Origin of the sequence: Streptomyces sp. NBC_01320, assembly GCF_035974375.1 — a bacterium.
Lineage (GTDB): Bacteria > Actinomycetota > Actinomycetes > Streptomycetales > Streptomycetaceae > Streptomyces > Streptomyces yanii.
In genome coordinates, this window is record NZ_CP108390.1 from 2,349,141 (window position 1) to 2,362,396 (window position 13,256).

Annotated in this window: 12 protein-coding genes and 4 pseudogenes; 9 read left to right on the top strand and 7 right to left on the bottom strand. The window is 69.5% G+C overall.

The window, feature by feature from the left end:
• Positions 1 to 115: 115 nt before the first annotated feature.
• Positions 116 to 820 (bottom strand): response regulator transcription factor, encoded by a 705-nt coding sequence (locus OG395_RS11030; protein ID WP_327242739.1) that lies wholly within the window; start codon positions 818 to 820, stop codon positions 116 to 118.
• Positions 817 to 1,944 carry a sensor histidine kinase gene (locus OG395_RS11035; protein ID WP_327242740.1) on the bottom strand — a complete coding sequence of 376 codons (1,128 nt, stop codon included), beginning with the start codon at positions 1,942 to 1,944 and terminating at the stop codon, positions 817 to 819. Before OG395_RS11035 ends, OG395_RS11030 begins: the two co-directional genes overlap by 4 nt.
• 218 nt (positions 1,945 to 2,162) lie before the next feature.
• Between OG395_RS11035 and OG395_RS11040 the strand changes: the two genes are divergently transcribed.
• The 3 genes from OG395_RS11040 (at position 2,163) to OG395_RS11050 (ending at position 4,302) form a co-directional block, all read left to right on the top strand.
• Positions 2,163 to 2,570, top strand: coding sequence for a DUF6223 family protein (locus OG395_RS11040; protein WP_327242741.1), 408 nt, complete (start codon positions 2,163 to 2,165; stop codon positions 2,568 to 2,570).
• 234 nt (positions 2,571 to 2,804) lie between these two features.
• Complete coding sequence (locus OG395_RS11045) at positions 2,805 to 2,930, top strand: hypothetical protein (RefSeq protein WP_327242742.1); 126 nt, start codon at positions 2,805 to 2,807, stop codon at positions 2,928 to 2,930.
• A gap of 7 nt (positions 2,931 to 2,937) precedes the next feature.
• On the top strand, positions 2,938 to 4,302 hold the full coding sequence (locus OG395_RS11050; protein ID WP_327242743.1) for a TerD family protein: 1,365 nt from the start codon (positions 2,938 to 2,940) through the stop codon (positions 4,300 to 4,302).
• A 217-nt stretch (positions 4,303 to 4,519) separates the two neighbouring features.
• On the opposite strand, the gene OG395_RS11055 is transcribed toward OG395_RS11050, so the two are convergent.
• Positions 4,520 to 4,915 (bottom strand): MerR family transcriptional regulator, encoded by a 396-nt coding sequence (locus OG395_RS11055; protein WP_327242744.1) that lies wholly within the window; start codon positions 4,913 to 4,915, stop codon positions 4,520 to 4,522.
• Between the two features lie 41 nt (positions 4,916 to 4,956).
• On the opposite strand from OG395_RS11055, the pseudogene OG395_RS11060 reads away from it, so the two are divergent.
• Both OG395_RS11060 and argG read left to right on the top strand, forming a co-directional pair.
• Positions 4,957 to 5,367: pseudogene (locus OG395_RS11060) on the top strand (oxidoreductase); the annotation flags it as partial.
• Between the two features lie 291 nt (positions 5,368 to 5,658).
• Positions 5,659 to 7,107 carry an argininosuccinate synthase gene (argG, locus tag OG395_RS11065; protein WP_327242745.1) on the top strand — a complete coding sequence of 483 codons (1,449 nt, stop codon included), beginning with the start codon at positions 5,659 to 5,661 and terminating at the stop codon, positions 7,105 to 7,107.
• A gap of 797 nt (positions 7,108 to 7,904) precedes the next feature.
• Here argG and OG395_RS11075 read toward each other — a convergent pair.
• On the bottom strand, positions 7,905 to 8,423 hold the full coding sequence (locus OG395_RS11075) for a hypothetical protein (RefSeq protein WP_327242746.1): 519 nt from the start codon (positions 8,421 to 8,423) through the stop codon (positions 7,905 to 7,907).
• Positions 8,424 to 8,598: 175 nt separating this feature from the next.
• Here OG395_RS11075 and OG395_RS11080 point away from each other — a divergent pair, with 175 nt between their 5' ends.
• The 3 genes and pseudogenes from OG395_RS11080 to OG395_RS11090 all read left to right on the top strand — a co-directional run.
• Positions 8,599 to 8,835, top strand: coding sequence for a hypothetical protein (locus OG395_RS11080; RefSeq protein WP_327242747.1), 237 nt, complete (start codon positions 8,599 to 8,601; stop codon positions 8,833 to 8,835).
• 343 nt (positions 8,836 to 9,178) lie between these two features.
• Entirely contained in the window at positions 9,179 to 9,556 is a 378-nt protein-coding gene (locus OG395_RS11085) for an ASCH domain-containing protein (RefSeq protein WP_327242748.1), read from the top strand.
• Between the two features lie 563 nt (positions 9,557 to 10,119).
• Positions 10,120 to 10,314 (top strand): annotated as a pseudogene (locus OG395_RS11090) (flavin reductase family protein); the annotation flags it as partial.
• Positions 10,315 to 10,677: 363 nt separating this feature from the next.
• On the opposite strand, the gene OG395_RS11095 reads toward OG395_RS11090, so the two are convergent.
• The gene (locus tag OG395_RS11095; RefSeq protein ID WP_327242749.1) at positions 10,678 to 11,157 is read right to left on the bottom strand and encodes a lamin tail domain-containing protein; all 480 of its coding nucleotides are present in this window, start codon (positions 11,155 to 11,157) and stop codon (positions 10,678 to 10,680) included.
• 378 nt (positions 11,158 to 11,535) lie between these two features.
• Between OG395_RS11095 and OG395_RS11100 the strand changes: the two are divergent.
• Positions 11,536 to 11,764, top strand: a pseudogene (locus tag OG395_RS11100) (RidA family protein); the annotation flags it as partial.
• 72 nt (positions 11,765 to 11,836) lie between these two features.
• On the opposite strand, the pseudogene OG395_RS58255 reads toward OG395_RS11100, so the two are convergent.
• A pseudogene (locus OG395_RS58255) lies at positions 11,837 to 11,902 on the bottom strand (transcriptional regulator); the annotation flags it as partial.
• A 362-nt stretch (positions 11,903 to 12,264) separates the two neighbouring features.
• Complete coding sequence (locus OG395_RS11110) at positions 12,265 to 13,230, bottom strand: pirin family protein (protein WP_327242750.1); 966 nt, start codon at positions 13,228 to 13,230, stop codon at positions 12,265 to 12,267.
• Positions 13,231 to 13,256 lie beyond the last annotated feature (26 nt).

Below are 13,256 nucleotides of genomic sequence, written 5' to 3' on the forward strand. Positions count from 1 at the left end.
AAGGTCCCCAGCGGCGCCTGACGGCAGCGCCCGAGGCGCTGTTGGGGATCCGTGAAAGCGACTCCGGCCGCAGTTACGTGAGCGATCTTGAAGGCGGGGTGTTGATCTGCGCGCCCTAGGATCGTCGGCGGGCAGGCCCGCACCCGGACCGTGGATGTGAGCAGTTGCGCGGGGCTACCAGGCCGGACTCGTAGGCGAGGACGACGAGCTGAGCGCGGTCACGGGCGTGGAGCTTGGCCATGGCCCGGTTGATGTGGGTTTTTGCGGTCATCGGGCTGATCACCATACGGTCGGCGATCTGGTCGTTGGACAAGCCCTGCGCGACCAGGGTGACGGCCTCGCGTTCGCGGTTGGTCAGCTCTGCCAGCCCCGTGTCAGTGCCGGCGTTGAGCGGCTGGGTGACGTACCTGTTGATGAGCTTGCGGGTGATCGAGGGTGCGAGCAGGGCGTCGCCGCGCGCGGCGACGCGTACGGCGTGCAGGAAGTCTTCCGGCACGATGTCCTTGACAAGGAATCCGGCAGCGCCGGCGCGCAGCGCGTTGAAGACGTATTCGTCCAAGCCGTAGTTGGTCAGGATGACCACATGTACCCCGGCCAAGGCCGGGTCCGCGGCGATGCGCCGGGTCGCCTCAATGCCGTCGACGACCGGCATCTGGATGTCGATGAGAGCGACGTCGGGCAGGTGTTCCAGGGCCAGGGCCAGCCCCTCCTTCCCGTCGGCGGCCTCGGCCACTACCTCGATGTCGTCTTCGAGGTCGAGGAGCGCGCGGAATCCGCTGCGAATGAGCGGCTGGTCGTCGACCAGCAGGACACGGATCATGAGGTCCGGTCCACGGGGAGTTCCGCCTGGACGGTGAAGCCGCCCTCGCCCCGGGGTTCGGCGCGCAGCCGGCCGCCGAGGGCGGTGACTCTCTCGCGCATCCCGAGCAGCCCGACGCCGGGCACCGGGGCAGTGTCCGCCGTCGCCTTGCCGTCGTCGTCGATGCGTATCGCGAGGGCGTCCGGACGGCAATCGATCTGGACCGACGCCGTGGTGGCGTCCGCGTGACGGGCGATGTTGGTGAGCGACTCCTGAACGATCCGGTACACGGTCCGGTCCACCGCGGCCGGGACGTCGTGTTGCTGTCCCTCGATCGTCAGCGTTGTGTCGAGGCCGAACGTACGCGCCCGTTGCACCAGTTCCGGGACGTGGTCGAGCCCACGCGGCGGGGTGGCGTCGTCGTCGCGCAGCGCCTGGAGGGTCGCGCGCAACTCCCGGCTCGCCTCACGTCCGGCCTCCTGGATCGCCAGCAGGGCTTCCGGCACCTCGTCACCCCGCCTGCGGGCCACGTGCACGGCGACTTCAGCCTGCACTTTGATGACCGAGATCTGGTGGGTGAGCGAATCGTGCAACTCCCGCGCGATACGGAGCCGCTCCTCGTCGGCGCGGTGCCGCGCGGTCTCCTCCCGGGTGCGCTCGGCCTCCTCCGCCCGCCACTCGGCCTGCCGCAGGGCCTCACCCGCGGCGCCGGCCGCGATCAGCCAGGCCAGCTCCAAGGCGCCTCGGGCCTGCGCGAACGCCTCGCCCGTGTCGTGCAGGCCCGAGGCCAGGGCCGCGAGCGGAAGCAGGGCCAGCATGGCCACGCTCGCCGCCACCGTGATGATGCGGTGTCCCGCCCGTACAGCCGCGTACACCGCGAACAGGTACGCGACAGCAGGCACATCGAAACCGGCCGCCTGGTAACCGACCGCGCACAACCCAGTGGCGGCCAGGACGGCAACCGGAGCCCGGCGGCGCGCGACCAATGCCAGCCCGCCGACCGTCAGCAGCGCATACCCGAGCAAGTCGATGGTCGTCGCGGGACGTTGCCCGGACAGCCCGGTGACCAGCAGCGCCGCCGCCACGCCGACAGCGACGACCCAGTCTCCGACACGGGCCCGGACACCGGACTCACCTGCACTCATGCGCGCACCCTAGCTGGCTGCCGCCGCGAGCGAGTCCCCCTTGTTGACGAGCCGCCCGCTACCGCACCCGCAGTACCTTCGCGCCTCCTGCGGCGACTGCGGCAGCCGGATGAGGCATCGGTGGCAGCGCGAAGTGTCTGCGTCCGCCGGACGACCGAAGGTGGGTCCGGCAGACATGCTCAGGCAACACCCAGTCGCAGGACGAGAAGGAGCACTTCATGCCGGTCACATCTGCGCTTGCGGCACCGGCGGCCGCGCACGCCTCCGTCCAGCCGATCGCCGCCAGTGTCTACACCATGACCCCTGGGCGCCTGGGCGCCACCGTGGCCGCGCTCATCGGGCTGACCGGCCTTGTCATCGGGGGGCTGGCGCTGGCCCGCTCCGCCGGCCGTATCAGCACCGGCAACGCACGAAGCAGAGCCCTTGTTGCCCTGGTGGCCAGTCTGATCAGTCTGGCCCTCGGTGCGCTGGTGGTAGCCACCGCCGACGGTGGGCTCGGCACCGGCAACGGGCTGGGCGGGGGCATTGTTGCTCTACTGGTGGGACTGATCGGCACGGTCCTCGGTGGGCTGGCTCTGGCCCGCTCCCGCCGTACCGCCGTAGCGGGTGACCAGCCGATCGGCTGACCGCAGCGGGTACGAGCGCTGACCGTGATCCGCCAGTACATCGAAGGCCGAAGCGACCTGGCTGTCTTCCTCGTCCTGCTCTTCGCCCAAGCGGCACAGCGCGCCGGACCGGCTGGCTGCCAGGCCGGCTCGGATGACGGCGAGTTCCCCCTCGGTGCCCTGTGGCATGATCCGTTCGCAGGACCAACATGCCGAGCAGCAGGCCGAATTCGTCCCAGTGATGATGGAGGAGATGTGAGCGGACAGCTCCGCTGGCACGAGTCGATATCCAGCAACGATGAGGGCGGCGCACGCGCCGAGGCCGCGGCATGCCCGCCGGCCCCGCGCATGTTCGGCTCCGTACTGGGCGGACAGGGGTAGGCGCGCGATGGGGGGAATCATCAAGGGAGGCAACTCCTTCGTACCATCCGTGCCGCTGCGGGTCGCCGTCCGGCACGGGCTGGACGTCTCGGCCTTGCTCCTGACGGAGCGCGGACGTGTCCGGGGGGACGGGGATGTCGTGTTCCACGGTGCGCCGGTCCATCCTTCGGGCTCCGTACGGCTGGTCGGGGGTGAGGACGGCACGGAGTGGCTGGAGGTCGGTCTTACCGCGATCGAGGAGGACATCGTCCGCCTCCTCGTGGTCGCGTCGACGGAGAACGGCTGCGTGCGGGACGCGGACGGGCCGTCGGTGGAGGCGTTCGCGCCGGACGGTACGTCCGTGGCCCGGTACGACGTGACCGACGGTGGCGGCGAGACGGCCATGGTGGTGGCGGAGTTCTACCGGCGGGCGGGGGGATGGAAGTTCCGCGCGGTGGGCCAGGGGTACCTGGACGGCCTCGCCGGTCTGGCGGCGGACCATGGCGTGGACGTGGCCGGGGACGAGGCGGGTCCGGAAACGATTCACACACCTGTGCCCGCGCCTGTGGTTGTGCCCGCGCCGATGTCGGCGCCGGCCCCTGGGACGGTGAGCGCACCCGCGGCGGTGGTGCGTCAGCCCTTGGTGTCGGGCGCGGGCGACCCATGGATGGACTGGTCGTTCGGCCCGGTCTTCGAGCCGTACACCGAGACCGGCCGGGACAACGATGTGATCACCGTGGACGGGCTCCCGCCGGGACCGGTCGTCGTCGAGCTCAACGTCGAAGGTGACGGGTACACGGGCCTGTGGACCCTCGACCGGCGCAACAAGCAGAAGGACAACATCGTCAACAGCACCGAGGAGAACTTCCGGGGGCGGCTGCTCGCGGAAGTGCCCGAGCGGGAGCCCCTGCGCCTGCGGTTGCAGGCGGAAGGGCCCTGGCGGGTACGAGTGCTGCCGCTGGCCGCGGCTCAGCGGCTGACGGAGGAACAGTTGGAGTACAGAGGGCCCGACGTCCTGCTGCACACGCAGGGAGTGGCCGACCTCGCCATCCACTACCGAGGCGACGACAACCTCATCGTCCATCTCTACGAACTGGCGGGACACGAGGACTCCACGAGCCTGCCCAGGGGGGAGAACGTCGTCAACGAGATCGGCAAGCGGCGGGAGACCGTGCCGCTTCCCGAGGGGCCGGTCATCATTCAACTGGAGATGGCGGATGGTCCATGGCGGGCGCGGCTGAAGCGGCTGCAACCTCACAGCCGGCCAGTCGCCGCCGCACCCGTCCCGCGAGCAGCGCCGCTCCAGGTCGCGGACGGCGGTTCGAGCGGTGGCGTGGCAAAGGTGTTCGAGAACCGCAGGGTGCAGAAGTGGGCCTGGCGGGGAAGGCGATGAACCCGTGGAGCGTCCCGGCATCGCGTTGCGGCTTGTGGCCCCCGTGACGGGACCGTCGGGAACCTTGACGGGGTACGCATCTCGGCGAGCTGGGCGTGCTTTTGGAGCTTGTCTCCGATGAGGGTGGAGAAGAACCGGTTGAGGTCACGGGGGGCCGGGGTGACCCGTCAGAGTCAACACTGAGGTCACAGGGACTGCCACGGCCGCTGTCCCTGCCTCATCGGCCCCGGGCCGGCTGTTCCGGGCCATGCGCCGCAGGGGCCGCGGCCGCGTCGATCACCTCGTCCAGCGCCGCCCGGGAGCGCTGTAGGTCATCGATCATCCGGTCGATGCGGTCGCGCTCCGCCGTGAGGTCGTCGATCGGTCGCGCGTCCGCGGTGGCGGAGGGACCGCCGTCGGTGTCCCCCATACACGGAAGCAGCTGCGCGATCTTGGAGCTGCACAGCCCAGCCGCGTACAGCTCCTGGATACGGGCGACGCGACCGACCGCGCCCTCGGTGTACTCGCGGTGCCCGCCGGGGGTGCGCTCCGCAGTCAGCACAGCCTGCTGTTCGTAGTAACGCAGGGACCGCTCGCTGGCCCCGGTACGTCTGGCAAGCTCACCGATCCGCATGACGCACCTCACAGACTTTCCGCTTGAACCTGACACGCTTCGAGCGGACTGGTCTGCGCATCTCCCTTGGGAACACCGTCAACGGCATCGACGAGGGCGAGGAGACCGGCGCACTGTACTCGGCGCTCGTCGCCGCTCTGGCCGATCGCTGCCTCGCCTATCTCCACGTGGGCTTCGCCGACCCGGACTCCCCCGTCTACCAGGACATCCGCAAGCAGTGGCCAGGCACGCTCATCGCCAACCCCGTCCTGCCCACCGACCAGATTCCTGCCGACGGCGGCAAGCACGAAGCCGCACGTCTGCTGGCGGCCGACGCCGACCTCATCGCCCTTGGCCGCCCCTTCCTCGCCAACCCCGACCTGGTCGAACGCCTCCGCACCGGCAACCCCGTCAACCTTGTCCGGGACAAGTACCTGATGTACGTGGGTGGGGAGACCGGCTATACGCACTAGCCCTTCGGCTCGTAACACGCCGCCTCATGGCCCCCGTTGAGGCCGTCCCCGGAAGGGCTCGGCGCTGTGGACCACGATGGTCTGCCCCGGATCCCAAGCACCCCCACGGCAAGTCCAGCACATCGTGCCTGCCGGCGAACGGTTCAGAAGCTGGAGGCCGGTCGCGGGAGGCGATGCCGGCGGTGCGTTGCAGGCGTCCTGGACCTCCTCGGTGGAACACTGTGCGAAGTCCACACCGACTTCAGGGAATGTCGTTTTGCATAATCATGCGGATTAATACATACTCTTCCCATGTCTAAGGTTCTCACCTCCCTGCCCACCGGCGAGCGCGTCGGCATCGCCTTCTCGGGCGGCCTCGACACCTCCGTCGCGGTCGCGTGGATGCGCGACAAGGGTGCCGTCCCGTGCACCTACACCGCCGACATCGGCCAGTACGACGAGCCCGACATCGCCTCGGTGCCCGGCCGCGCGAAGACCTACGGTGCCGAGATCGCCCGCCTGGTCGACTGCCGAGCGGCGCTGGTCGAGGAGGGCCTGGCCGCGCTCGCCTGCGGCGCGTTCCACATCCGCTCGGGCGGCCGCGCCTACTTCAACACCACGCCGCTCGGCCGCGCCGTCACCGGCACCCTGCTGGTCCGGGCGATGCTCGAGGACGACGTACAGATCTGGGGCGACGGCTCGACGTTCAAGGGCAACGACATCGAGCGGTTCTACCGTTACGGCCTGCTCGCCAACCCCCACCTGCGCATCTACAAGCCGTGGCTCGACGCCGACTTCGTCTCCGAGCTGGGCGGCCGCAAGGAGATGTCGGAGTGGCTGGTCGCCCACGGGCTGCCGTACCGCGACAGCACCGAGAAGGCGTACTCGACCGACGCCAACATCTGGGGCGCCACCCACGAGGCCAAGACGCTGGAGCACCTCAACACCGGCGTGGAGACCGTGGAACCGATCATGGGCGTGCGGTTCTGGGACCCCTCGGTCGAGATCGCCGCCGAGGACGTGACGATCGGCTTCGACCAGGGCCGCCCGGTGACGATCAACGGCAAGGAGTTCACCTCCCCGGTCGACCTGGTGATGGAGGCGAACGCGATCGGCGGCCGCCACGGCCTCGGGATGTCGGACCAGATCGAGAACCGGATCATCGAGGCGAAGAGCCGCGGCATCTACGAGGCGCCCGGCATGGCGCTGCTGCACGCCGCGTACGAGCGCCTCGTCAACGCGATCCACAACGAGGACACCCTCGCCCACTACCACAACGAGGGACGGCGCCTCGGGCGGCTGATGTACGAGGGCCGCTGGCTGGACCCGCAGGCGCTGATGGTCCGCGAGTCGCTGCAGCGCTGGGTCGGCTCGGCGGTCACCGGCGAGGTGACCCTGCGACTGCGGCGCGGTGAGGACTACTCGATCCTGGACACCACTGGCCCGGCGTTCAGCTACCACCCGGACAAGCTTTCGATGGAGCGTACCGAGGACTCGGCGTTCGGCCCGGTGGACCGGATCGGCCAGCTCACCATGCGCAACCTCGACATCGCCGACTCGCGCGCCAGGCTCGAGCAGTACGCCGGCCTCGGCATCGTCGGCACGGCCCACCCCGAGCTGATCGGCGCCGCCCAGGCGGCGGCGACCGGCCTGATCGGCACCATGCCGGAGGGCGGCGCCGAGGCCATCGCCTCCCGCGGCGAGGTCTCCGAAGACGACGAGCTGCTGGACCGCGCCGCGATGGAGTTCGGCACCGACTGACCGGTGCGTCGGCCCGCTCCCGGCGGGGAGCGGAGCAGCCGAGCCCGGTCGCAGCCGGGAGGCCGGGGCCTCGGGCGGTTCGACACACTGCGTGTGAACCGCCCGAGGGCCCGAGCCGCTGTGCCGTATGGGCCGGCAGCCCCGCGTTCACCCGCTCCCAGGCGGCCCGCAACTCCGCGAGCTCCGGTTCGTACGCGGCACCGTCCTGGTCGCGGCGCCTACAGCGATCAGGGGCACTCGGCCCGCCGGATCGGGTTTCGCGAGCGACTCCCACGCCATCGAGCCACCGGTGAGTGCGAACACGATGGGGGCGCACCGGGTGACCGCGAGACAGGTGAACGGGCCCATGCCCGAAGCGGTGGCGATGTCGCGGGCCCGGCCCAGGAATTCGGGGGTCCGCAAACCGCTGTCGAGGTGCTGCTCGATCTCGTGGACACAGCCACGGCGCCCCGTGCATGGGGCCGGCCGCCGCACCACTGGACCCATTCCGGTCATCGAGCAGAGGCCGGGCGTCGTCGAGTCCGGCGCGGCGCAGGAACTCGATCACATCGAGGTCGCTGTAGGCGATGCCGCGGATGTGGGTCTCGCCGGGCGTCCGTACGGACACGCGGCGGCCACGTCGGCGCTGGGCAGGTGGACGGTCATGGGCACGCCCATCTCTCCACTGTGCCCATGGCCCGACCGCGGTGCCACCGCCGGTGTCGACAGCGCCGCGCGCCCGCTCAGGCGTCTCACGATTTGCACGGGCCTCCCTTCTCGCGGGTCAGCGACGCGACCAGCGGTCTCAGGAGTTCCTTCTACTCCTCGATATCGCCGATGGCGACGCGGAGCTCGTGCAAGCCCTCCAGGATCGCGATGACCGATGCCTCCGTCCGGTCGAGAGCTCGTCGCGTGGCCCGAATGTCACCGCGCTCGAAAAAGAGCCGGGCGCTGAGTGCCTCCGTAGCCGCCACGACGGCCGCCCAGGACGCAGCCCGGCGAGGAGGCCCCTCTTCCTCGGGCCCCATGAGCTGCAGCGCGGTGAGCTGCAACCGGTTCGCCAGCACGACGGACGAAAGCTGTGAGTCGGGTCCTGCCTGCTCCGTCCATCCGAGCAGCGCTTCGGCGGCGTCCTCCAGCGGTTGCCTGCCCACCCCGGTCGAGGCGGTGATTTCCAGTTCTGTTTTGGCCAGCAGGGCGCCCAGCAGTCGCAGCCGGTCCTCGGCCTGCGGGCCCTCGGGCCACACGTCCGGATCCAGTACTGGTTCAGCCCCCAGGGCGACAAGGGCTGCGTAGATCTGCTCCGCACTCACCGGGTGCACGCTTCTGATACTCACGTTCTCAGCTTCACCGCACGAAGGCGACAGCGCACGCACCGCTCGCCGGTCTCTGTCGAGGACATCGCGACGGTGCCCCGATCGTCGGCTGCCGGACCCCTATCCAGCACGTGAAGCCCGTTGCCCACACTGCCGCCGGGCATATTGACGACCGCGGTGTGGAAGCGATCCATACATGACCGAAAGCGCGAGCCCCCGTACCTCCACGCCGCGGATTACCGTGCTGGGAGTACAGCCCGGCGATCCTCCCTTCCGCCTTGTTGAGATCGACGGAGAGGTCGTGAGAGCGGCAGAGTCGATTACGGACGTGCTCTTCACCGCTGCTGCCGCAGGGATCACGGTCCACGACCTCGACGACCCGGAAGTGGTCCGGTGGGTGGGTGGCGACAAGTTCACCTGGAGGCCGCACTGAAAAGTCATCAGGCGCCGCCACACCGCCGCGCCATCGGCCAGCGGTCTCGTTGCGAAGCAACTGCTGGACCGGGCGCCCCGCATGGGCCCCTCCGCTGTGGTCGAGGAGGTCCGTATGCTGGTCACGGACCTGGTGCACCGCGGGGCTGCCGCAGTGCTGTGCACCTGCTCCCCTGTGCTGTGCAGTTCTCGTCTCGGCTTTCGGGCAGTGGCCGCCCTCGCCGCCGACGGCGCGAAGGGGAGGACAAGGCGGGAGACCGGCTGCCATGAGCACGGGAAGGCACCCGATGAACTGACGAGTGTTCGGATGAGGCGATGAAGTGATGTGGCCGCGAGTCAATGGTATGCGCGCATTGGAACTCGGCACTCAAGGCGAGGTGCGGGTCGAGTTGAACTCACTCGTACTGGCCGGAAAGAAGATCGCTACCACCGGTCTGCTTGAGGAATACGCCGGCGAGACCGAGGGCTTGGAGTATCCCGGTGAGCGGCTGGCCCTCTTGGACAACGATGGCGAGGCCATCGCCACCCTTGAGATCACCGGAGTGGAGGTGAGGCCCTTCATCGAGGTGACGTGGGAACATGCTGCGGCCGAAGGAGAGGGCGATGTCTCTCTTGAAGAGTGGCGCGCCGGCCACCGTCGGTTCTGGAGCCGGATAGGAACTCCGGTTGAGGATGACACTCCCCTGGTGTGTCTGACCTTCCGGCTCACCGCAAGTCCCTGACGTCACTTCGCCCGAAGGCCGGCCATCGTGACCTCGGCGCCCGGTGCGATGATCGGGAGGGACGTTGCGTCAGCTCCCGCCCCTGCCGTAACGGGCGTGGCGGTCACGGCTCACGACACGTCGTTCGTGGTGGCAGTCCGAGCAGACGGCCCGCTTGTCGAAGCAGGGGGAACAACTCCGCCGGCCGCCGGTGCGGTTGCCGCCGCAGAGGTGTGGGCGTCCGCATGGGCCGCACCGAGGGAGGGCAGCGTCCTGGGCGCGGGCCTCGCGCAGGCGCCCAGGCGCGGCGATCGTGTTATCCAGCGCCGCGACGTGATGGACCCTGACCAGCAGGAACAGCGGAACGCTCCGGGAGTGGGCCGAACTCCGCGGCAGAGCGTGTTCGAGGAGAGGTACGAACTCCAACGCCCGGTCCGGGCCGCGGCGCGCAGAGCACCCGGCACGCAACGAGGCCGGGGCAGGGAGCGAAGCGGACTGCCCCACCGTGCGGCACGGACCACGTAGCGCCCTGCCCTGCCACACTTCGGCACCTGCCGAAGTGTCCGGCTCTTAGGCTCCGCACCATGAACGCCGCACCTCTCAGCACCCTGACCACGGACATAGCCGCCCCCCGTACAGCGATCGAGCCGAGCATTCTGTACTTCGGGACTCCGGTAGTCCTCCTCTCGACGGAGAATCCGGACGGCTCGTCCAACCTCGCTCCCATCTCCTCCGCGTGGGCACTCGATCGGACAGTGGTGCTCGGTCTGGGTCGCGAACTCGGCCACTCCTGCCGGACCCAGACCGCCGCACAGACAGAGCAATGAGCTCCGCCATACTCCGCGGCATCATCTTGGCGTCCGCTGCCGGACTCGGGGCGTGGCACCCGTGACGTGCCCCACGTTACGGGTGTTGGGCCCTGTGGCGTGCGCACCCTCGCCCCCTCGGGATGCGTATGCCTGGGCCCTGGACCCTCGGACAAGGGCCCAGCAGCTTTTCCCGGGTGCTGCGACCGTGCACCGTGCCGCGCGGTGGGAAGCCGGGGCCCGGGCGTACGAGAGCGGCGTGCCACCACCCTCTGTGGGTGGTGGCACGCCGGATCAGAAGGGTTGCACCCCGGGGGCGGAAAGGTGCGCCTTTGGTCAGCGGCGGTAGCCCCAGGAGTGGGTGTCCACGGTGCGGCCGCGGTTGTCGCGCAGGGTCGCCTTGTCGGCGTAGTTGCTCCAGATGTAGTCCCGGCTGCCCTGGTAGACGTCCCGCCGGGTGTCACGGCCGAACCCGGTGTGGACCCGGACCGTGGAGCGGCCGGCCAGGCGCAGGTCGTCGAAGCGGTACAGGTTGCCGCTCCGGTCCGTGAGCGACCATCCGTCCAGGTCGACCGCGCGGCGGCCGGTGTTGGCGACCTCCACCCACTCCCCGTTCAGCGAGCGGTTCGACCAGTCGTCACGACCGGGACTGTCGTACTGGATGTCGCCGAGGACAACCGTGGAGTACGACTGGTGACGGCCGTGCCCGTACCCGTGGCCACTGTCGGCGGCAGCCGGCATCGCCGCCGCGGCGACCACGGAACCGGCCGCCAGAGCAGTAGCGGCGATACGGCGGACGATACGAGAAGCAGACATTGATGTCCCCTCAAGCAAGTAAGGGCGCCCAGGGCCCGGTCAAGGGCCATGCTGCGCGGTGCGGATCCCGGCCCCTCAGGCCGAGAACCCACAGCCTGGACCACCTCCCCCACCTCAAGCCGCAACGCCGGTTCGCGTTACTTAATCCGGACATTTCCGTAACTTACGAATGCATTGATCACGCACCCCGACCGGGCGTGCCTCTGACATCGAATACCGGATCCACGCACCCGGCCCCCAGCCGGGAACAAGCCTTTCCAGCTCCCCCGCGCACGCCGACGCACCACCCCGCGAGCCACCCATCCAGCAGACACGCATCGGTAACGGCTACAGCACCGCATGATTCAGACACGCATAGTGGAGTCGAACGCTCGCCCGGCCGCCGTGAAGCAGTCGGCCGGACACCTCGATCGCATCACCCACGTCGTCAAGGCCGTCGGATACGTCGACACCGCGCCGGACTTCACCGGCCAGTTCGGCGTCATCAATGGCGCCGGCGAGCTGCTCGGCGAAGTCCTCGCGGACAGGGCGTCCACCCCGCAGTGCGATCGGCTCGCGGCCCTCCCCCCTCAACACTCCCGTCGAGGTCGGTATTCACATCGAGCTGCGGCTGAAGGCCGACTGCCGAAGTTCGGGCGGCAACCCACCTTGTCGCGCTGACAGTTCGGTCTGGGGTGGTTCGGCGAGCCGCGCGCCGGAGTTCGGCGACGTCGCCGCCGGCGAGCGCGTAGCTGATAGTTGAGCCCCCTGGTGTCCCGCGGCGGGGCGCCGCCACCGCTCCGGGACAGCCCCGCCGCCTTCCGGGAAAGACACGTGAAGCAATCAGCCGGTCCGGGCGACGTCGAGTCGCAATCGCGCCGAGGCCGGCACGCCGGCCGGCCCATCGCGGACGTCAGCCAGTGAAAACGTCGCCTGACACGCCATCAGCGAAGTCGACATTGGGTCAGCACAAGGTCTGCTGAAGCCGCTGACGGACGACCACACCCTCGGATCGTGGACGCCGCTTCAGGGAACACCGCGAGATGCGACACCCAGCCCCACCCGGACGGCGCAGGGCTGGAGCGCCGCAGAGGGCCCACCGGACTGCCGACTTGGCATTTTCCCAGGTCAGCGCACCCTCCCCCGCGGTTTCAGCGCCACGGGCGGGAGTTCGGGGGCGGGCAGTCGGTCACCGTCGTAGCCCTTCACCTCGCCGAAGCGGGAACTGTTCATCCAGTCCTCGCGGGCCTTCGCAATGTCCTCGTGCGTCCGCCCGATGAAGTTCCACCACATGACGAGCTCCTCCTCGAAGGGCTCGCCCCCGAGGAGCATCAGCCCGGCGTCGGAGTCGGCGCGCAGCGGGAGTTCGGTGCGGCCGCAGCCGAGGTAGAGCATCGATCCGGGCAGCAGGGGCACGCCGTCGACTTCCGCCTCGCCGGACATGGACAGTACGGCGTACTCGAAGTCCGGATCGAGCGGCAGGCGCGCCTGGGCGCCACGAGTCAGGGCGATGTCGGCGCCGACGATCGGGGTGTAGGCGGCGCCGGGAGAGGTGGCGCCGTCCAGCTCGCCGAGGATCACCGTTGCGGCGAGGCCGGGGGCGGTGACGGTCGGCAGGTCGGTGTGATGCTGGAAGTGCGGCTCGACCTGGCGGTGAGCGTCGGGCAGCGCAACCCAGAGCTGGGCGCCGTGCAGAAAGCGAGCGTGCGGCTTCGGGCTCTCCTCGGAGTGGCTGATGGCCCGGCCGGAGGTCATCAGTCCCAGTTCGCGCGGGCGGATCGTCTGCAGGCTCCCCAGGCTGTCGCGGTGAAGCACCTCGCCGTCGTGGAGCCAGCTGACCGTCTGCAGGCCCATGTGGGGGTGGGGGGGCACCTGCATCCCGGGTTCGTCGGCGATGTCGTCGGGGCCGTAGTGATCGACGAAGGCCCAGGCTCCGACCATCCGGCGGCCGAGATTGGGTAGCAGCCTGCGAACCTCGGTGGACTCGCCGAGCTGGACGTGACGCGGGTTGAGGAGTTCACGCACCGGGTCGGCGACGACAAAGCCCCGGCCGCCGCAGACGGAGAGTGCGGCCTGGCGATCGAGATTGCTCATGGCGCTCAACCTATTCCTGTGCCGGC